Raw genomic sequence first — 18,808 nt, forward strand, 5'->3', positions numbered from 1 at the left:
TTGCACCGTGTTGACAAACGGTTAAATTTAGCAGCAGATATAAGTTTTTCTAACAGGCCGGATGATGACGCGTAGCTATATCCCTCTTAACTCGCTGCGGGCTTTTGAAGCCGCGGCCAGACATCTCAGTTTTACCCGCGCCGCGATTGAGCTCAACGTGACGCATTCTGCCATCAGTCAGCATGTAAAAGCGCTGGAGCAGCAGCTAAATTGTCAGCTTTTTGTGCGCGGTTCTCGTGGATTAATGTTGACCACTGAAGGGGAAAGTCTGTTACCTGTACTTAATGACTCTTTCGATCGTATGGCGGGGATGCTGGATCGTTTTGCCACCAAACAGACCCAGGAAAAACTTAAAATTGGCGTGGTGGGGACCTTTGCGGTTGGGTGTCTGTTTCCTCTACTGGGCGATTTTAAGCGCAGTTACCCGCATATTGATTTGCATATTTCTACCCATAATAACCGCGTGGATCCCGCTGCCGAAGGGCTGGATTATACCATTCGCTACGGAGGGGGAGCCTGGCACGATACCGACGCGCAATATTTATGTAGCGCGTTGATGTCTCCACTGTGTTCGCCAACATTGGCTTCGCAGATACAAACGCCTGCGGACATCCTGAAATTTCCGTTATTACGATCGTATCGGCGGGATGAATGGACGCTTTGGATGCAGGCCGCCGGAGAGGCGCCCCCGTCACCGACGCACAACGTGGTGGTGTTTGATTCGTCCGTCACCATGCTGGAAGCCGCGCAGGCGGGGATCGGTGTGGCAATTGCACCAGTCAGAATGTTCACGCATTTACTCAGTAGGGAACGAATCGTTCAACCGTTTTTAACGCAGATTGATTTGGGAAGTTACTGGATAACGCGTTTGCAATCGCGTCCGGAGACACCCGCGATGCGTGAATTTTCCCGTTGGTTGACAGGAATGCTGCACAAATAAAAAGGCCCGCCAATGGCGGGCCTGATAATTAACGCATGTACTTAGATGGTCAGAATACCAATAGCCGTTACAACGGTCAGGATTGCTGCCAGTCCGTAGAAGACCCATTTGCCAGCAGGCACGTGGATTTTCAGGTCATGCATCGCGTGGTGCATACGGTGTAAACCACACCACAGCGGCAGAACGATCATCAGGAACAGAAACGCACGTCCGATGAAGCTCTGAGCGAATGCCAGTACGCGTTCATAGCTGAAAGCATCAGGAACAAAGCCCAGCGGCAGCATAATGCCTACCAGCAGGATCATTACTGGCGCAATGATTGCGCTCCACATACCGCCTGCACCAAACAGGCCCCAGAATACGGGTTCGTCAGAGCGTTTTGGATTTGGATTAATCATTCCGGACTCCTTACCAGAACAGGGCAACAAACAGTATGACTACTGTCGCAACCACAGTAACTGCCCAGAGACCCTTGATGATCGGCTCTGGCCCCATTTTTTCGTCTTTAACGATGATGTTGGCTGCTTTTGGCGCCAGCTCAAACCAGGTTTTGGTATGCAGCAGCGCTGCTGCCAGGGCGATAATGTTAAGGATTACCACCACCGGGTTTTGCAAAAAGGCGACAAAGCCCATCCAGGACTCTGCACCATGCTTGAGTGCAAACAGGCCGATAATCAGTTCAATGCTGAACCAGACTGCCGGAACTGCCGTGCCTTCACGCAGCATGTAAAAACGATAAAATGGCAGCTTTTTCCACCAGGTGGACGTCATTGGCCGCACATAGGCTTTACGTTTAGTCGTCATCGTGCACTCCTTAGCGTGGTTTCAGGGTAGCGATAAGAAAGTCTTTTGAACTTTCAACTTTACCCTGCTGAATGGCCGCAGCCGGATCGACGTGTTTCGGGCAGACTTCGGAGCAGTAGCCCACGAAAGTACAGGTCCAGACGCCGTTCGGGCTGTTCAACTGAGCCATACGCTCCTTCTTACCGTGGTCGCGGCTATCTTCGTTGTAACGATGCGCCAGCGTAATCGCAGCCGGTCCAATGAACTCAGGGTTCAGGCCGAACTGCGGACACGCGGCATAGCACAGACCACAGTTGATGCAACCGGAGAACTGATGATACTTCGCCATCTGCGCCGGAGTCTGGGTGTTTGGACCCTGATCCGGTGTACGCGGGTTACCGATAATGTACGGTTTGATCGCTTCCAGGCTTTCGATAAAGTGCGTCATGTCGACGACCAGATCGCGCTCAATCGGGAAGTTGCCCAGCGCTTCAACCTTCATGCCGTTGGTGTAATCACGCAGGAAGGTTTTGCATGCCAGTTTCGGTACATTGTTGACCATCATGCCGCAGGAGCCGCAGATCGCCATACGGCAGGACCAGCGGTAGCTCAGGTCCGGTGCCAGGTTATCCTTGATGTAGCCCAGCGCATCCAGCAGTGACGTGGTTTCATCATAAGGAACTTCGTAGAAAGCACTGTGCGGCGCGGTATCGGTTTCCGGGTTATAGCGCACCACCTCAACTTTCAGGTTTTTCATCTCAGCCATTCGCCTTCTCCTTCTTATCGGCTGCTTCCGCTTCGCCACCGTAAACACGTTTAGCCGGTGGCAGAGTGGTGATTTTCACGTCGCTGTATTCCAGGCGAGTCGTGCCGTCAGCATCGCGGAAGGCGAGGGTGTGTTTGAGGAAGTTCACATCGTCACGCTCGGTGCAGCCTTCGTCCAGACGCTGGTGCGCGCCGCGGGATTCTTTACGCGCCAGAGCAGAGTGCGCCATACATTCAGCAACGTTCAGACCGTGACCCAGTTCGATGGTATACAGCAGGTCGGTGTTGAAGACGCTGGAGGTATCAGTGATACGTACGCGCTTGAAGCGTTCCTGCAGTTCCGCCAGCTTATCAACGGTTTTCTGCATGAGTTCCGGCGTACGGTAGATACCGCAACCTTCTTCCATGGACAGGCCCATTTCGTCACGGATCTTAGACCAGTTTTCGTTACCTTCCTGGTTAACCAGATCTTTCAGACGTTTTTCAACGCCAGCAACCTGTGCATCAAGAGCGGCACTGTTTGCAGCGCCAGCCGTTGCAGCGCGTTCTGCTGCCTGCTCACCGGCCATACGACCGAAGACCACCAGTTCTGCCAGGGAGTTAGAGCCCAGACGGTTAGCGCCATGCAGACCAACAGAGGAACATTCGCCGACAGCGAACAGACCTTTAATGCGGGTTTCACAGTGCTGATCGGTTTCGATACCGCCCATGGTGTAGTGCGCGGTCGGACGTACCGGGATCGGTTCTTTAACCGGATCGACACCCACGTAAGCTTTCGCCAGTTCGCAAATGAACGGTAAACGTTCGAGCAGTTTTTTCTCGCCGAGGTGACGCAGGTCGAGGTGAACCACATCGCCACGCGGAGTGGAAATGGTGTTGCCTTTGCGCCATTCGTGCCAGAACGCCTGAGAAACTTTGTCGCGCGGACCGAGTTCCATGTATTTGTTTTTTGGCTCGCCCAGCGGGGTTTCCGGACCCATGCCGTAGTCTTGCAGATAACGGTAGCCGTTTTTGTTGACCAGAATACCGCCTTCACCACGGCAGCCTTCAGTCATCAGGATACCGGAGCCTGGCAGACCTGTTGGGTGATACTGAACGAATTCCATATCACGCAGCGGAACGCCGTGGCTCAGCGCCATGCCCATACCGTCGCCGGTTACGATGCCGCCGTTGGTGTTGTAACGGTAAACACGACCTGCGCCGCCCGTTGCCATAACAACAGCGTTAGCACGGATTTGCACCAGCGTGCCTTCCATCATGTTCATGGCAACCAGGCCGCGAGCATGACCGTCGTCAACCAGGATATCCAGAACGAAGTGTTCGTCAAAGCGCTGAATCTGCGGGAACTGCAAAGATGTTTGGAACAGCGTATGCAGCATGTGGAAGCCGGTCTTATCCGCGGCAAACCAGGTACGCTCGATTTTCATGCCGCCGAAGCGACGTACGTTGACGCTACCGTCTTCACGACGGCTCCATGGGCAGCCCCATTGTTCCAGTTGCGTCATTTCAGTTGGGCAGTGGTGGACAAAGTAATCCACGACATCCTGCTCACACAGCCAGTCTCCGCCTGCTACCGTATCGTGAAAATGGTAGTCAAAGCTGTCATGATCCTGCGCGACAGCAGCAGAGCCGCCTTCGGCAGCAACGGTATGGCTGCGCATTGGGTACACTTTTGAGATCAGTGCGATTTTAGCGTTGGGATTTGCTTGTGCGGCAGCAATTGCAGCACGTAATCCCGCGCCACCGGCGCCTATAATGGCAAGATCGGCTTGAAAGGTTTGCACGACATTCCTCCAGATTGTTGTTATTTCATCCCTGCCTGAAATCAGATGCTTCATCGGCTTCAAACAGGTTATGAACGCGTTTCCACTGCTCCTTTATAGGTACAATAGTATAGTCTTAGGGATGTGCGGGAAATTTGACGTGTTCGATTTTTTTAGCGTGTCATAGGGGGGAATTATCATTGAATTTGATTAATTTAATTACTAAACCACCCTAAGTCGCTTTTTTTATCCAATTGCCAGTGATGATTAGTGCTGCCTGAAATTTGTCTCGTTAGCGCGATACGAGTAGACTTCGTGCCCTTGTCATAAATCGGAGAAACAACCATGAGCGAAACGGCAACCTGGCAGCCGAGCGCGTCCATCCCCAATCTGTTAAAACGTGCAGCAATTATAGCGGAGATTCGCCGCTTTTTTGCCGATCGTGGCGTGCTTGAGGTTGAGACCCCTTGTATGAGTCAGGCAACGGTAACGGACATCCACCTGTTCCCGTTCGAAACGCGTTTCGTTGGCCCTGGACACTCCCAGGGAATGAATCTCTATTTAATGACCAGCCCTGAATACCATATGAAGCGCCTGCTGGTGGCAGGATGCGGCCCGGTGTATCAACTGTGCCGCAGCTTCCGTAATGAAGAGATGGGGCGCCATCATAACCCTGAATTCACCATGCTTGAGTGGTATCGTCCGCACTACGATATGTATCGCCTGATGAATGAAGTGGATGATTTGCTCCAGCAGGTGCTGGACTGCTCACCTGCGGAAAGCCTTTCTTACCAGCAGGCCTTCCAGCGCCATCTGGAGATTGACCCGCTGTCTGCGGATAAAACCCAACTGCGGGAAGTGGCGGCGAAATTGGATCTCAGCAATATCGCTGATACCGAAGAAGACCGGGATACCTTACTGCAACTGCTGTTTACGATGGGTGTTGAACCGCATATTGGTAAAGACAAGCCGACGTTTGTGTATCATTTCCCGGCCAGCCAGGCATCACTGGCGCAAATCAGTACCGAAGATCACCGCGTGGCTGAACGTTTCGAGGTTTATTACAAAGGTATTGAGCTGGCGAATGGTTTCCATGAATTGACCGACGCGCGCGAACAGCAGCAGCGGTTTGAACAGGATAACCGCAAACGTGCCGCACGAGGCTTACCACAGCAACCTATCGATACCAACCTGCTGGAAGCGCTGAAAGTCGGCATGCCGGATTGCTCAGGCGTGGCGCTGGGCGTTGACCGTCTGGTGATGCTGGCGCTGGGCGCAGAGAGCCTGGCCGAGGTAATCGCATTTACCGTCGATCGCGCATAACTTACTCTTCTGCAATACAAAGTGGTGGCTTAATCGCCACTTTGTAGCATATTTTTTCATTTCCCCTCTAATAGCCACAATTTACACCTGGATATTTGATATCGTTTAGGTATCAATTCTGTGTTGATTTTTTTATCGCTGAACTCTGCAAAGAGAGCAGTGCCAACCGGTGAGCGGCGTTTGTTAAACGCTTGCCAGAGTAAGGGATGGTTTAATGACCCAAACAATAAAAAAGATGAGCCTGATAGGTCTCATTCTCATGATATTTACGTCAGTTTTCGGTTTTGCTAATAGCCCCTCCGCGTTCTATTTAATGGGGTATAGTGCAATACCGTGGTATATATTTTCTGCATTATTATTCTTTATTCCATTTGCTTTAATGATGGCGGAAATGGGTTCGGCCTATCGGAAAGAAGAGGGGGGAATCTATTCGTGGATGAATAATAGCGTTGGACCACGCTATGCGTTTATCGGCACGTTTATGTGGTTTTCTTCTTATGTGATATGGATGGTTAGTACTGCGGCGAAAGTCTGGGTACCTTTTTCAACCTTCTTGTTTGGCGCAGACATGACGCAGCACTGGCGTATTGCAGGGCTTGAGCCTACGCAGGTTGTCGGACTGCTCGCAGTCGGTTGGATGATCCTGGTGACCTGCGTGGCATCCCGGGGTATTAATAAGATTGCGCGTATTACGGCTGTAGGTGGAATTGCCGTAATGTGTCTTAATTTAGTTCTGTTGTTAGTGAGTGTCGCTATTTTGTTATTAACTGGTGGCCACTTTGCACAGGATATTAATTTCATCTCTTCGCCTAATCCAGGATATCAGTCTGGACTGGCAATGTTGTCATTTGTTGTGTTTGCCATTTTTGCTTACGGCGGAATTGAAGCTGTGGGGGGACTGGTTGATAAAACAGAAAAACCAGAAAAGAACTTTGCAAAAGGCATTGTCTTTGCCGCTATTGTCATTTCTGTTGGTTATTCACTGGCCATCTTTTTATGGGGCGTTAGCACCAACTGGCAGCAGGTATTAAGTAATAGCTCAGTTAACCTCGGGAATATTACCTATATCCTGATGAAAAGCCTCGGAATGACGTTGGGTAACGCGCTACATCTTTCCCCTGATGCCGCAATGGTGATGGGCGTATGGTTTGCACGTATTACCGGGCTTTCCATGTTCCTTGCCTACACCGGCGCTTTTTTCACCCTCAGCTACTCACCGCTGAAAGCGATTATACAGGGCACGCCGAAGGCGTTGTGGCCCGCGCCGATGACCAAACTTAATGCCGTAGGGATGCCGACGACGGCAATGTGGTTACAGTGCCTGCTGGTGAGCCTGTTTATCCTGTTGGTTTCATTTGGTGGCGATACGGCTTCGGCGTTCTATAACAAACTGACGCTGATGGCGAATGTCTCGATGACGCTGCCGTATCTGTTCCTGGCGCTGGCGTTCCCGTTCTTTAAATCCCGTCCGGGTCTGGAAAGGCCGTTTGTTGTCTTTAAAACCCGAGCAGCGACGCTGCTGGCAACGGGAGTGGTCGTGCTGGTGGTGACGTTTGCCAACGTGTTCACCATCATCCAGCCGGTAATTGAAGCCGGAGACTGGAACAGCGCACTGTGGATGACCGGCGGTCCGATCTTCTTCTCACTGCTGGCGATGGCGATTTATCAGAACTACAGCCGTCGCACGACCAACGAGCCTGAGTGGGCGGTGGAATAAAGGCCATCTGGCGTTTATTGCCTGTTGCCGATCCGGACGCATATTAAGCTCGAAAATGTCTGTAATCGGCGATGAAATGCCCGATGGCGCAAGCTTATCGGGCCTACAGGTTAATTGCAGACCCGTAGGCCGGATAAGACCCCACGGGTCGCCATCCGGTATTTCTTGCCTGCATTGTGCGTTACAAACTCCCTGCCGGGCGACTGCCTCTTCCTGCAGAACTTAATGTTCTCCCTGTTTGCTTACCGCCGAGGCTCTCCAGACGCATCTGGAACGGAGGGAACGGCATATCAATACCGTGCTCGCGGAAGCCTGCCAGAATCAGTTGGTGGATTTCATGGCGCAGCGGCATGCGATGCCCCATCTCGGCGGCATAAATACGCAGTTCGAAGATTTGAATGCCTTGTTGCAGGTCAACCAGGAAGACTTCTGGCGCCGGGTTATCGATAACCAGCGAACAGCGCTGCGCGGCAGTCAGCAGGATCTGCGTAACCTCCTCGCTGTTCGCCTCTGACGGTGCCGGGATGGTTAACACCACACGGGTGACCGAATCGGATAACGACCAGTTGATAAACTGTTCGGTGATAAAGGCTTTGTTGGGCACGATGATCTCTTTGCGGTCCCAGTCGCTGATAGTGGTGGCGCGGGTATTAATTTTCGTCACGCTACCGGTAAGATCGCGAATCGTCACCGTGTCGCCAATGCGGATTGGTTTTTCAAACAGGATAATCAGACCGGAAATAAAGTTGGCGAAGATCTCCTGCAAACCAAAGCCCAGACCGACACCGAGAGCCGCCACCAGCCATTGCAGTTTGGACCATTCAATACCGATCATCGAGAAGCCAACCAGACCGCCAATCAGCATCAGCAGATACTTGGTGATGGTGGTGATGGCATAACCGGTGCCGGGGGTTAAATCCAGATGTTGCAGTAGTGCCAGTTCCAGCAGCGCGGGTAGGTTGCGCACTAACTGGGTGGTGATGATAAATACCAGAATCGCGATAAGCACCGCGCCCAGCGTTATCGGTTCTAAGCTTTCCACGCCCTGAACCGTGGAGGTGACATCCCACAACGAGATGTTTTCCAGGAAGCCGAAAGCGGAATGAATTTCTGACCACAGTACAATGACCGAGAGCAGGGCGATAAGCATCAGGATAGAACGCACCAGGCGCAGCGATTGCGCGCTGATAGCATCCAGATCCACTTCGCTTTCATCAACGTCAATCGCGCCTTCAAGGCTGGTGGAATGCGGCGGTTCTTCTTCGCCCCGCGCGCGCTGCGCCAGCATTTCAGCGCGTCGATGCTTGGCGCGGTCAAACGCCAGGCGGCGACGCTGAATCAGCATCCAACGGCGGATAACGTGATACACCACCAGTAATAAGAACCAAATCGCTACAGACGTTTCCAGACGTGCCAGCAGGGCTTGTGATGTGGCGAGGTAGCCTACTGCCGCGGCGAGAATGGCAATCAGCGGCGCACCCATCAGCATATTCCACAGCATGCTGTTGACCATGTTATCGCTGTTGCCCTCTTTATCGAGGTACAGCGGTATCCCGGCGCGTTTCAGGCTCAGGGTTACGACAGCCAGCGCACCGCAAATCAGAATAAAGCACAGACGCCCCAGTGAGGCGGAGAATTCCCGGTCATTGAGGTTATCAAACATAATAACCGCCATGATCAACGGGACAATCAGCCCGATGCTCATCAGGTAATAGTGCATGGCTTTCGCGACGCGGTTCCGCGGCCAGCCAAAGTGGGCAATGAACAGACCGTTGGGACGTGCAAAGGTGGCGCAGATCATTACTGCCCACAGCATGGGCACCGTGGCGGTAACGCCATCGCCGATCGCGACAGCCAACGGATAAGGCCAGGCTTCCTGCAATCCGTAACCGAGCGTTGCCCACAACACTGGCAATGGTGAAGCGACGAGTATTGACCAGAATACCGTGCGTATTGTCAGCCAGAAGTGATCCTGGGTGACTTTCCCGACCCGCGCGGACGAGCGTTCAAGGAAACGGGTGAAGTGCTTGCGCGAAGAGAGGCTAAAGCCAACTAACACCAACGCCGCGAACAGCGGTAGCAGCGTTTCTTTGCTGGTCAGCATCATGATGCTGGCTTTGCCCAACTGATTAAACGTATCTAATGAGATCAGACGCCGCAGATCCTGAACGATGTCGACAGGCCAGGAGAGCGAGATAGGGCTAACGTCTGACGTCCAGAACAGGTAGCGGTGTGTCGCTTCATTGACCTCTTTTAGCGCATCTTCCAGTTGGCTGTTGGAAACTTTGAGCTTGGTCAGCTCAAGGATCAGCGTATCGCCGCCCTGTAACAATGAGTTCAGCAACTCACGCTGGGTGCGTAGCTGGGCGTTGAGGATGCTGCTCTGTTCAGCGGTCAGCGGTTGTCCATCGGCCTGATGAATCTGACGCAACTGCGGCTGTTTGTTGAGGAGATCCTCATAGCGCATGCGGTGTACGCGAAGCTGCGCCATTTCGGTATCCAACTGCTGAGGCTTGGGCATTTCCGGTAAACGGGATACCTGCGCTCGCAGCGCTTCTCCCAGCATATTTGAAACCCCAAGCCACTGAGACTGCTCTCGCAGCGTATTCAATGCCTGACGCACCTGCAGCGTTTGGCTGGCGGCCTGACGCTGCTGCGAAGCGACCAGGTCCATACGCTGTGCTTGCTGGTTCAAGGCCTGAGACAGCTCGCGGTTTACCTTGAACTGGTCGACAATACCCTCCGGCAGTCCCGCGCTGTTTTCCGCCAGCAGTTCAGTGCTTTCCAGCGCTCGCTCAGCTTCACGCTGACGTTGACTGTTAAGCTGGTTGCGCAAAGCCTGCAGGTAAGCGTCGAGTTGTTGACTCTGTTTTTCCGCCAGTTCGGAGCGCATACGCGCCAGTTCCTGACGGTTATTGGCGGAAAGCTGCGCCAGCTCCAGTTCATCGACCTGGGCTTTAAGTTTGGCGGATTCAGCCTGCATCGCCTGATTCTGTGCGGAATTGCCGTTGGCGGTACCAATGCGTCGCTCAAGCTCATTGAGCTGGCGGCGGGCATCGGTTTGCTGTTGAGGAAGCTGGCTTAACGAGTCGGCGATTTCCCGGGCGCGATCCTGCTCCTGTTGGGCCTGACGACTCTTTTCCAGCAGTTGGCTGCTAACCTGGAGGATCTCCTGGTTTAACGCATCGGTAGTGAGTCCGGTTGGCACATTGCGCGGTTCATCACGCAGGTTGCTAAGCTGCGCGCGTAACGTTGCGGACAGCTTGGGGAAGTTATCAATAACCTGCTGGTATTGCTGGGCGCGCTCGAGAGAGCCTTTACGCTCCTCAAGGGCATTCAGCGCGGACTGGAGCGCTTCGACGGTTTCTGGCTGAGCAGGTTTTGCCGCTTTTGCCTGCTCCAGTTCCTGGGTGAGTTGTTTGGCATCGGGGGCCGTCGCAGCGTACGCCCCCAGGCTGAGGCACCAGGCCATCAGAAAAGTGATAATCAGGCGCACAGCAGCGATTCCTATGTTTAACTTTCGTCTTTTTTGTCGTCAACCAGCGGGCTGGCATCGTGTTCTGCTTCGATCTCTTCTTTCGCCAGCGGGGCCGGTTCTGCCTCTGGCGTCACGAAAGTCTCGGTCGAGATGGCCATTGGCTGGCCGATTTTAGTCACCGAAAGATCCTGCAACTGCTCAACCAGGTTAACTTTGCCAGGTGCGAACAGGTTGATGACGGTGGAACCGAGCTTAAAGCGGCCCATTTCCTGACCTTTCAGCAGCGCCACCGACCCTTCGCTTTCGCCTTCCGGCCAGGTCCAGCGCTTGATGACGCCTTCACGCGGTGGGGTAATGGTGCCAGCCCATACGGTCTCAATGCTGCCGACGATGGTCGCGCCGACCAGAATCTGCACCATCGGGCCAAATTCGGTATCAAACAGACAGATTACACGTTCGTTGCGGGCAAACAGGTTCGGTACGTTTTGCGCAGTCAGGATGTTTACAGAGAAGAGATCGCCCGGCACATACATCATTTCACGCAGGATACCGTTACACGGCATGTGTACACGGTGGTAATCGCGTGGAGACAAGTAAGTGGTCACAAACGTACCGTTGCGGAATTTGTCCGCCATCTGATAGTTGCCAGCCAGCAGCGCTTCAAGGGTATAGCTGTGCCCTTTAGCCTGCAGCAGTTTGTCTTCCTCGATGTTGCCTAACTGGTTAATCACGCCGTCAGCGGGCATGACCAGTACGTTTGGATCGGTATTAATCGGGCGAGCATCATCGCGCAGCGGGCGAACAAAGAAGTCGTTGAAGGTGCGATAGCTGGCGGTGTCCGGCTTTTGCGCCTCTTTCATATCGACCTTGTAATATTTCACGAACAGATCGATAACCAGTTTGGTCAGCCATCCCGCTCGTTTGCTCGCACCCCAACCCGCCAGGCGAGTGAGCCATAGTTTCGGCAGAATGTATTGTAGCGAAAGCTTAAATGAGTTTAACAAGGTAGCCTCCAGGCCATAATTTGTTCCCGATCCGGCATACGGGCCGGATCCTGAAAAAAGGGGGACGATTCTAGCGATGCTTAGCTTAGTTGTCAGTTGTCTGTATCAGAAAAGTTTTTACGCGTTTTTACCTGCGCCATGCTTTCCAGGATGCGGTGATAATTTTCAAACCGGGTTTCGGCTATGGCCCCTTTTTCTACAGCCTCACGGATAGCGCAGCCTGGATCGGTATCATGCTTGCAGTCGCGGTATTTGCAATGGCCCAGGTAGTCATGAAATTCGACAAAGCCATGCGTGATTTGTTCCGGCTCCAGATGCCACAGTCCAAACTCACGTACGCCAGGGGAGTCGATAACGTCGCCGCCGTGCGGGAAGTGATACAGGCGAGAGGCCGTGGTGGTGTGCTGTCCAAGGCCGGAGTTGTCAGAGACATCATTGGTCAGGATCTCTTCCTGCAGGCCGAGGAGATTATTGAGTAGGCTGGATTTACCTACGCCCGATTGACCGGCAAAAATGCTGATGCGATCGGTTAATGCTTCTTCAAGCGGTTTCAGGCCGTCTTTTGTGCGGCTTGATACCATCAACACCCGATAGCCAATGTTGCGATAGATATCCATCTGTTCGTTAACGAAGGCCATGCCTTCATCATCCAGCAGATCGATCTTATTCAGCACGATAATCGGTTCAACGTGTAGCGTTTCGCAGGCTACCAGATACCGGTCGATAATATTGAGTGACAGCTCGGGTAAGATGGCTGAGACAATAACGATCTGGTCGATGTTGGCGGCAATAGGCTTTACCCCGTCGTAAAAGTCGGGGCGTGTCAGTACTGAAGTACGATCGTGTACCGCTTCAACGATACCTTTGACATTCACGCCTTCAGCTGCCGCTTTACCCGGGCGCCAGACTACGCGATCGCCAGTAACCAGCGAGCGAATTGTACGGCGGATGTTGCAACGGTGAATTTCACCGTCAGCAGACTCTACGTCGGCATGCATGCCAAAACGGCTGATAACGATGCCTTCAGCGGTTTCGCCAAACAGGTTGTCGTCGTAGTCGGGCTTCTCCGTGGACGTTTTAAGACGACGCTGGTGATTGGCGTTCACACGGCGCTGTTGGCCTTTGGAGAGTTTATTCTTACTCAATCGGACTGGCTCCTGGTCGCCCATGATGGGCAAAACATTTATGATACACACAATTTTAGATCAATGTAGTCACACTGAATGTGACGCTGAAGGGTGGAAAATAGCATGAGTGCCAATGAAAACAACCTGATTTGGATCGATCTGGAGATGACAGGTCTGGATCCCGAGCGCGATCGCATTATTGAGATCGCCACGCTGGTGACGGATGCCAACCTGAATATTCTGGCTGAAGGACCGACAATTGCGGTGCACCAGTCCGACGAACAGCTGGCATTAATGGATGACTGGAACGTACGTACGCATACCGGAAGTGGGCTGGTGGAGCGCGTGAAGGCGAGCACCATGGGCGATCGTGAAGCTGAACTGGCCACGCTGGCTTTTTTGAAAGAGTGGGTTCCGGAAGGGAAATCACCTATCTGCGGCAACAGCATCGGGCAGGATCGTCGTTTCCTGTTTAAATACATGCCGGAGCTGGAGGCGTATTTCCATTATCGCTATCTGGACGTCAGCACGCTCAAAGAACTGGCGCGTCGTTGGAAGCCGGAAATCCTTGCGGGCTTCACCAAGCAGGGAACACATCAGGCGATGGACGACATTCGTGAATCTGTTGCTGAGCTTGCTTACTATCGCGAACATTTTATTAATCTTTGATTTTGTTCTCCGGTGGCTTGCGTCACCGGTTTTTTGACGCTAAATTGTTCAGCTTGATTGTAAATTAATCACTTGAGCGAATTTTCGAAAAAAACGCTTTCAGGGGGGTTGCAGCTAAACGGATTTCTCGTATAATGCGCCTCCCGTAACGACGCAGAAATGCGAATTACGACAGCAACAAAAGCAGTACAGATTTGCGGGAATAGCTCAGTTGGTAGAGCACGACCTTGCCAAGGTCGGGGTCGCGAGTTCGAGTCTCGTTTCCCGCTCCAAAATTTGAAAGTGCTTATTAAGCACAGACACACCCAAGCGGGAATAGCTCAGTTGGTAGAGCACGACCTTGCCAAGGTCGGGGTCGCGAGTTCGAGTCTCGTTTCCCGCTCCAAAATTTGAAAGTGCTTATTAAGCACAGACACACCCAAGCGGGAATAGCTCAGTTGGTAGAGCACGACCTTGCCAAGGTCGGGGTCGCGAGTTCGAGTCTCGTTTCCCGCTCCAAATTCTTACCCCAATAAAAATATCCACAACGAATAATCGCGTTGGGGACGTTTTGTTTCGTCATTGACATACTCTTGTAAACAGACTTATCCACAGGTTCGGGTATTATTCCTGGAATGCAAAAAACTTCGCCGGGTGAATAGTATCATTTTAACTATTTGAAATTATTAATTTAATTATCATTGCAAATTGTTAATGCGATCACTTGACGATTTTTTCCCTCTTGAATATCAATGTGTTTTTATTTTTATACACAAGCTGTGGATGACTTAAGCGTCGCGCGGCAGACCCTTCTCAATGACCCTGACCAAACGTTGTTTCTGCGGTAGCTGCACCTCAACTACGCAGGCATTTCGCTTCTCGATTTGCTGAGCAACCGCCCACTCTATGTGTTCGTCGAGAAGTGGGTGCTCACCTCTGCGACTTTCCAGTGCGTGAAGAATGGCTTCATTCCAGGGAGCATTACCCAACGCAACGGCGATATTTCGCAGCCAGCGCAGGTGGCCAATACGACGAATGGCAGACCCCTCCGTGACTTTTAAAAACCACGCTTCGCTCCAGCTAAACAGCTCTATTAACTCCGGAGCATGAAGCTGCTTGCGCGGGTTGAAGTCATCTTCTGCCGTCAACTGTGAATAGCGGTTCCACGGGCAAATAAGCTGGCAATCATCGCAGCCATAAATTCGATTCCCTAACAATGGACGAAATTCTTCCGGGATCGCGCCTTCCAGTTCGATAGTGAGATAAGAGATACAGCGGCGCGCATCCACCGTATAGGGTTCAACAATGGCCCCGGTGGGACAGATGGTCATGCAGGCGACGCATTTCCCGCATCCTTCTTCTACTGGTTGGTCGATCGGCAAGGGTAAATCGATCAGTAATTCCCCGAGGAAGAAAAATGAACCGGCTTCGCGATTGAGGATAAGTGAGTGCTTACCTGTCCAGCCAAGCCCGGCTTTTTCCGCTAACGGACGCTCAAGAATGGGCGCAGAATCGACAAAAGGTCTAAAATTCAGCGAAACGCAGTGCTGTTGAATCATCTCTCCCAGCTTTTTTAAGCGGTTACGTAGCAGCTTATGGTAGTCGCGCCCCAGCGCGTAACGGCTGACGTAACCCAGAGAAGGATTCTTCAATGTGCTGGCGAAGGCCGCATTGGCAGGAAGATAGTTCATACGTACGCTGATGACACGTAGCGTACCGGGCAATAATTCGTGAGGTCGGGCGCGCATCATGCCGTGACGGGCCATCCAGTCCATCTCGCCGTGGTATTGTTTATCCAGCCAGGCCTGCAGTTTGGGTTCCGCTTCGCTGAGGTCGGTATCGGCAATCCCGACCTGCTGAAAGCCAAGCTCCAGCCCCCACTGCTTAATATTTTGCGCTAACTGATTGAGATCGAGGGGCTCTGACATGACGGACCATACAATGAAGAAAAACCCCGCAAGTATACCACACTCCATCTGGCACGCCGATGACATCAGGCGGATGGAGCGAGAGGCGGCAGACAGTTCAGGGCTGACGCTTTACGAACTGATGCAACGGGCGGGAGAGGCGGCGTTTCAGGTCACTCGTGAGGCTTATCCGAACGCCCGACACTGGCTGGTGCTATGTGGTCATGGCAACAACGGCGGTGATGGTTACGTAGTGGCAAGACTTGCCAAAGCGCTGGGTCTTGAAGTTACGTTGCTGGCGCAGGATAGTGACAAACCGCTCCCCGAGGAGGCGCAGCAGGCACGTGATGCCTGGCTTAACGCTGGTGGCGTCATTCACGCGACGGATATCAATTGGCCAAATAACGTGGACGTCATTATTGATGCGCTGTCAGGCACTGGCTTAAAACATGCGCCGCGTGAGTCTCTCTCGGTATTGATTGAACGTGCCAATTCTCACCCAGCCCCCACCGTGGCGATAGACATTCCCTCCGGCCTGCTGGCGCAGACGGGAGCGACGCCGGGCGCGGTCATCAACGCAGCGCATACCATTACCTTTATTGCACTCAAGCCGGGCCTGCTCACCGGTAAAGCGCGCGATGTCACCGGGCGTCTGCATGTTAACGCACTTGGGCTGGACGACTGGCTGGCGGGGCAGAATGCGCCAATACAACGTTTTGATGCTCAACAGCTTGCACACTGGCTAACGCCGCGTCGACCCACCTCGCACAAGGGGTCCCACGGTCGACTGGTGATTATCGGCGGTGACCACGGTACGGCAGGCGCAATACGCATGGCCGGGGAAGCCGCGCTGCGAGCAGGTGCCGGGCTGGTCAAAGTGCTGACGCGCAGTGAAAACATTGCGCCTATTTTGACAGCCAGACCGGAACTGATGGTCGATGCGCTGACGCCGCAGACGCTGGAAGAGAGTCTGACGTGGGCGGATGTAGTGGTGATAGGCCCCGGGCTTGGTCAGCAGGAGTGGGGCAAAAAAGCGCTGCAAAAAGTGGAGAATTTTCGCAAACCGATGCTCTGGGATGCGGATGCGCTGAACCTGCTGGCAATCAACCCCGATAAACGTCACAATCGCGTGATCACGCCGCATCCAGGTGAAGCCGCGCGACTGCTGGGTTGTTCTATTGCAGAAATTGAAGACGATCGCTTACTTTGTGCACAACGTCTGGTAAAACGGTACGGAGGCGTGGTGGTGCTGAAAGGCGCGGGTACGGTTGTTGCTGCTGAACAGGCGGAGTTGGGTATTATTGATACCGGCAATGCCGGGATGGCCAGCGGCGGAATGGGGGATGTGCTTTCCGGTATTATTGGCGCATTGCTCGGACAGAAGCTTACCCCGTATGATGCAGCATGTGCGGGATGTGTTGCGCACGGAGCGGCGGCGGATGTGCTGGCGGCGCGTTTTGGTACGCGTGGCATGCTGGCGACGGATCTCTTTACCACGCTACAGCGTATTGTTAACCCTGATGTGATTGACGTTTATCATGATGAATCGAGTAATTCCACTACCTGATGAGCAGGCGACTTTAGACCTGGGACTGCGGGTAGCCAAAGCCTGTGACGGCGCGACGGTTATATATTTGTACGGCGACCTGGGGGCGGGTAAAACCACCTTCAGCCGGGGATTTCTGCAGGCGTTAGGTCATAAAGGTAATGTAAAAAGCCCCACCTACACGCTGGTTGAACCCTATTCACTCGATAACTTGATGGTATATCACTTCGATTTATACCGACTTGCGGACCCAGAGGAGCTGGAATTTATGGGGATCCGCGATTATTTTGCCAATGATGCCATCTGCCTGGTGGAATGGCCGCAACAAGGTAAAGGTGTACTGCCAGACCCGGACGTCGAAATACACATTGAATACCAGGCGCAAGGTCGAGAGGCGCGTGTAAGCGCAGTCTCCTCATCAGGTGATTTATTGCTGGCGCGTTTAGCCGATTAACCTTAAGGGTGGCGGGATGATTTATCGCATCAGAAACTGGCTGATGGCAACCCTGGTCCTGCTGTGCGCGCAGGCAGGGGCCGCCAGCCTCTCCGATCTTCAGGTGTCCAATGGCGATCAACAGGCGCGGATTACGTTGAGCTTTATTGGCGATCCTGAATATGCCGTTTCGCAGGACGGGAAACGAACCGTCGCGCTGGATATTAAACAAACCGGTGTGATTCAGGGATTACCGCTGCTGTTTAGCGGCAATAATCTGGTGAAATCTATCCGTTCCGGCACGCCAAAAGATGCGCAGTCTCTGCGCCTGGTGGTGGATTTAACCGAGAACGGTAAAGCCGAAGCAGTAAAACGCCAGAACGGCGGCAATTATACCGTCGTGTTTACCATCAACGCTGATGCGCCACCGCCGCCGCCTCCACCTCCCGTGGTTGCAAAGCGTGTTGAAGCGCCGATTGTTGCCCCACGTCCTGTCGAGCCAGCGCGAAATCCGTTTAAAGCAGAAAACGATCGCACTACGGCTGTGACTAACAGCAATACCTCCACGCGCCCTGCGGCGCGCGCCAGTTCCAGCAACGGCGATAAAGTGGTGATTGCCATTGATGCCGGACACGGTGGACAGGATCCTGGCGCTATTGGTCCTGGCGGCACGCGTGAGAAAAACGTCACGATTGCCGTGGCGCGCAAGCTGCGCAGTTTGCTCAATGATGATCCGATGTTTAAAGGCGTACTCACCCGTGATGGTGATTACTTTATCTCGGTGATGGGGCGTTCAGACGTCGCGCGTAAACAAAACGCTAATTTCCTGGTTTCTATTCACGCGGATGCCGCGCCAAATCGTGATGCCACAGGTGCTTCCGTTTGGGTGCTGTCAAACCGTCGGGCGAACAGTGAGATGGCCGGCTGGTTGGAACAGCACGAGAAGCAATCGGAGTTGTTGGGCGGCGCGGGCGATGTGCTGGCAAACAGCCAGTCCGATCCTTACCTCAGCCAGGCCGTACTGGATCTGCAGTTCGGTCATTCGCAGCGCGTCGGGTATGATGTGGCGACCAGCATGATCGGCCAGTTAGAACGTATTGGTTCGATGCATAAGCGTCGTCCAGAACACGCCAGTCTTGGTGTACTGCGTTCGCCTGATATCCCGTCAGTGCTGGTTGAAACCGGCTTTATCAGTAACAACAGCGAAGAACGCCTGTTGGCGAGCGATGATTACCAGCAGCAACTGGCTGAGGCGATTTACAAAGGATTGCGTAACTATTTCCAGGCGCACCCGATGCAAACCGGGCCGCAGGGCGCACCGGCGCAAACCGCCAGCGCCATATCGCCGGGTAACACGTTAACAAATTAAGGATT

General features: G+C 53.2%; 15 protein-coding genes and 3 tRNA genes. 10 read left to right on the plus strand and 8 right to left on the minus strand.

Annotated elements, in window-relative coordinates; translation table 11 throughout:
* The first annotated feature begins 64 nt into the window (after window positions 1-64).
* Window positions 65-940, plus strand: coding sequence for a LysR family transcriptional regulator AmpR (gene ampR / locus OGX96_RS10965; RefSeq protein WP_020996269.1), 876 nt, complete (start codon window positions 65-67; stop codon window positions 938-940).
* 41 nt (window positions 941-981) lie between these two features.
* On the opposite strand, the gene frdD is transcribed toward ampR, so the two are convergent.
* The 4 genes from frdD to frdA are packed head-to-tail and all read right to left on the minus strand — an operon-like array spanning window position 982 to window position 4,272.
* Complete coding sequence (frdD, locus tag OGX96_RS10970; RefSeq protein WP_003025535.1) at window positions 982-1,338, minus strand: fumarate reductase subunit FrdD; 357 nt, start codon at window positions 1,336-1,338, stop codon at window positions 982-984.
* A 10-nt stretch (window positions 1,339-1,348) separates the two neighbouring features.
* On the minus strand, window positions 1,349-1,744 hold the full coding sequence (gene frdC / locus OGX96_RS10975; RefSeq protein WP_003025537.1) for a fumarate reductase subunit FrdC: 396 nt from the start codon (window positions 1,742-1,744) through the stop codon (window positions 1,349-1,351).
* 10 nt (window positions 1,745-1,754) lie between these two features.
* Window positions 1,755-2,489 (minus strand): fumarate reductase iron-sulfur protein, encoded by a 735-nt coding sequence (gene frdB / locus OGX96_RS10980; protein WP_003025540.1) that lies wholly within the window; start codon window positions 2,487-2,489, stop codon window positions 1,755-1,757.
* Window positions 2,482-4,272 (minus strand): fumarate reductase (quinol) flavoprotein subunit, encoded by a 1,791-nt coding sequence (frdA, locus tag OGX96_RS10985; protein ID WP_003830519.1) that lies wholly within the window; start codon window positions 4,270-4,272, stop codon window positions 2,482-2,484. The genes frdB and frdA overlap by 8 nt, the downstream gene beginning before the upstream one ends.
* Window positions 4,273-4,596: 324 nt before the next feature.
* Between frdA and epmA the strand changes: the two genes are divergently transcribed.
* Together epmA and yjeM are read left to right on the plus strand one after the other, a co-directional pair.
* Complete coding sequence (gene epmA, locus OGX96_RS10990) at window positions 4,597-5,574, plus strand: elongation factor P--(R)-beta-lysine ligase (RefSeq protein ID WP_003830517.1); 978 nt, start codon at window positions 4,597-4,599, stop codon at window positions 5,572-5,574.
* 214 nt (window positions 5,575-5,788) lie between these two features.
* Window positions 5,789-7,291, plus strand: coding sequence for a glutamate/gamma-aminobutyrate family transporter YjeM (yjeM, locus tag OGX96_RS10995; protein ID WP_008785995.1), 1,503 nt, complete (start codon window positions 5,789-5,791; stop codon window positions 7,289-7,291).
* Between the two features lie 181 nt (window positions 7,292-7,472).
* Here yjeM and mscM read toward each other — a convergent pair whose 3' ends face one another.
* The 3 genes from mscM to rsgA all read right to left on the minus strand — a co-directional run bounded on the left by mscM (window position 7,473) and on the right by rsgA (window position 12,918).
* Complete coding sequence (mscM, locus tag OGX96_RS11000) at window positions 7,473-10,787, minus strand: miniconductance mechanosensitive channel MscM (RefSeq protein ID WP_008785996.1); 3,315 nt, start codon at window positions 10,785-10,787, stop codon at window positions 7,473-7,475.
* Window positions 10,788-10,804: 17 nt separating this feature from the next.
* Window positions 10,805-11,773, minus strand: coding sequence for an archaetidylserine decarboxylase (gene asd / locus OGX96_RS11005; RefSeq protein WP_048212901.1), 969 nt, complete (start codon window positions 11,771-11,773; stop codon window positions 10,805-10,807).
* Window positions 11,774-11,865: 92 nt separating this feature from the next.
* Window positions 11,866-12,918 (minus strand): small ribosomal subunit biogenesis GTPase RsgA, encoded by a 1,053-nt coding sequence (gene rsgA / locus OGX96_RS11010; protein ID WP_170974257.1) that lies wholly within the window; start codon window positions 12,916-12,918, stop codon window positions 11,866-11,868.
* Window positions 12,919-13,023: 105 nt separating this feature from the next.
* On the opposite strand from rsgA, the gene orn reads away from it, so the two are divergent.
* The 4 genes from orn to OGX96_RS11030 all read left to right on the plus strand — a co-directional run bounded on the left by orn (window position 13,024) and on the right by OGX96_RS11030 (window position 14,067).
* Window positions 13,024-13,569 carry an oligoribonuclease gene (gene orn, locus OGX96_RS11015; protein ID WP_020996267.1) on the plus strand — a complete coding sequence of 182 codons (546 nt, stop codon included), beginning with the start codon at window positions 13,024-13,026 and terminating at the stop codon, window positions 13,567-13,569.
* A 196-nt stretch (window positions 13,570-13,765) separates the two neighbouring features.
* A tRNA-Gly gene (locus OGX96_RS11020) sits at window positions 13,766-13,841 on the plus strand.
* A gap of 37 nt (window positions 13,842-13,878) precedes the next feature.
* Window positions 13,879-13,954, plus strand: a tRNA-Gly gene (locus OGX96_RS11025).
* A gap of 37 nt (window positions 13,955-13,991) precedes the next feature.
* Window positions 13,992-14,067 (plus strand) — tRNA-Gly (locus OGX96_RS11030).
* A gap of 269 nt (window positions 14,068-14,336) precedes the next feature.
* On the opposite strand, the gene queG is transcribed toward OGX96_RS11030, so the two are convergent.
* Window positions 14,337-15,476: a tRNA epoxyqueuosine(34) reductase QueG gene (gene queG, locus OGX96_RS11035; RefSeq protein ID WP_048215092.1), complete on the minus strand. Its 1,140-nt coding sequence runs from the start codon at window positions 15,474-15,476 to the stop codon at window positions 14,337-14,339.
* On the opposite strand from queG, the gene nnr reads away from it, so the two are divergent.
* From nnr to amiB, 3 genes are read left to right on the plus strand one after another with little or no spacing between them, the layout of a single operon-like run.
* Window positions 15,475-17,022, plus strand: coding sequence for a bifunctional ADP-dependent NAD(P)H-hydrate dehydratase/NAD(P)H-hydrate epimerase (nnr, locus tag OGX96_RS11040; protein ID WP_286583022.1), 1,548 nt, complete (start codon window positions 15,475-15,477; stop codon window positions 17,020-17,022). The two genes, queG and nnr, sit on opposite strands and share 2 nt — an antisense overlap.
* Window positions 16,994-17,455 (plus strand): tRNA (adenosine(37)-N6)-threonylcarbamoyltransferase complex ATPase subunit type 1 TsaE, encoded by a 462-nt coding sequence (gene tsaE, locus OGX96_RS11045; RefSeq protein WP_008786002.1) that lies wholly within the window; start codon window positions 16,994-16,996, stop codon window positions 17,453-17,455. Before nnr ends, tsaE begins: the two co-directional genes overlap by 29 nt.
* Before the next feature lie 16 nt (window positions 17,456-17,471).
* Entirely contained in the window at window positions 17,472-18,803 is a 1,332-nt protein-coding gene (gene amiB, locus OGX96_RS11050; protein WP_003830500.1) for an N-acetylmuramoyl-L-alanine amidase AmiB, read from the plus strand.
* Window positions 18,804-18,808 lie beyond the last annotated feature (5 nt).

It is taken from the genome of Citrobacter sp. Cpo100 (genome assembly GCF_030332595.1).
Taxonomy (GTDB): Bacteria; Pseudomonadota; Gammaproteobacteria; order Enterobacterales; family Enterobacteriaceae; genus Citrobacter; species Citrobacter portucalensis.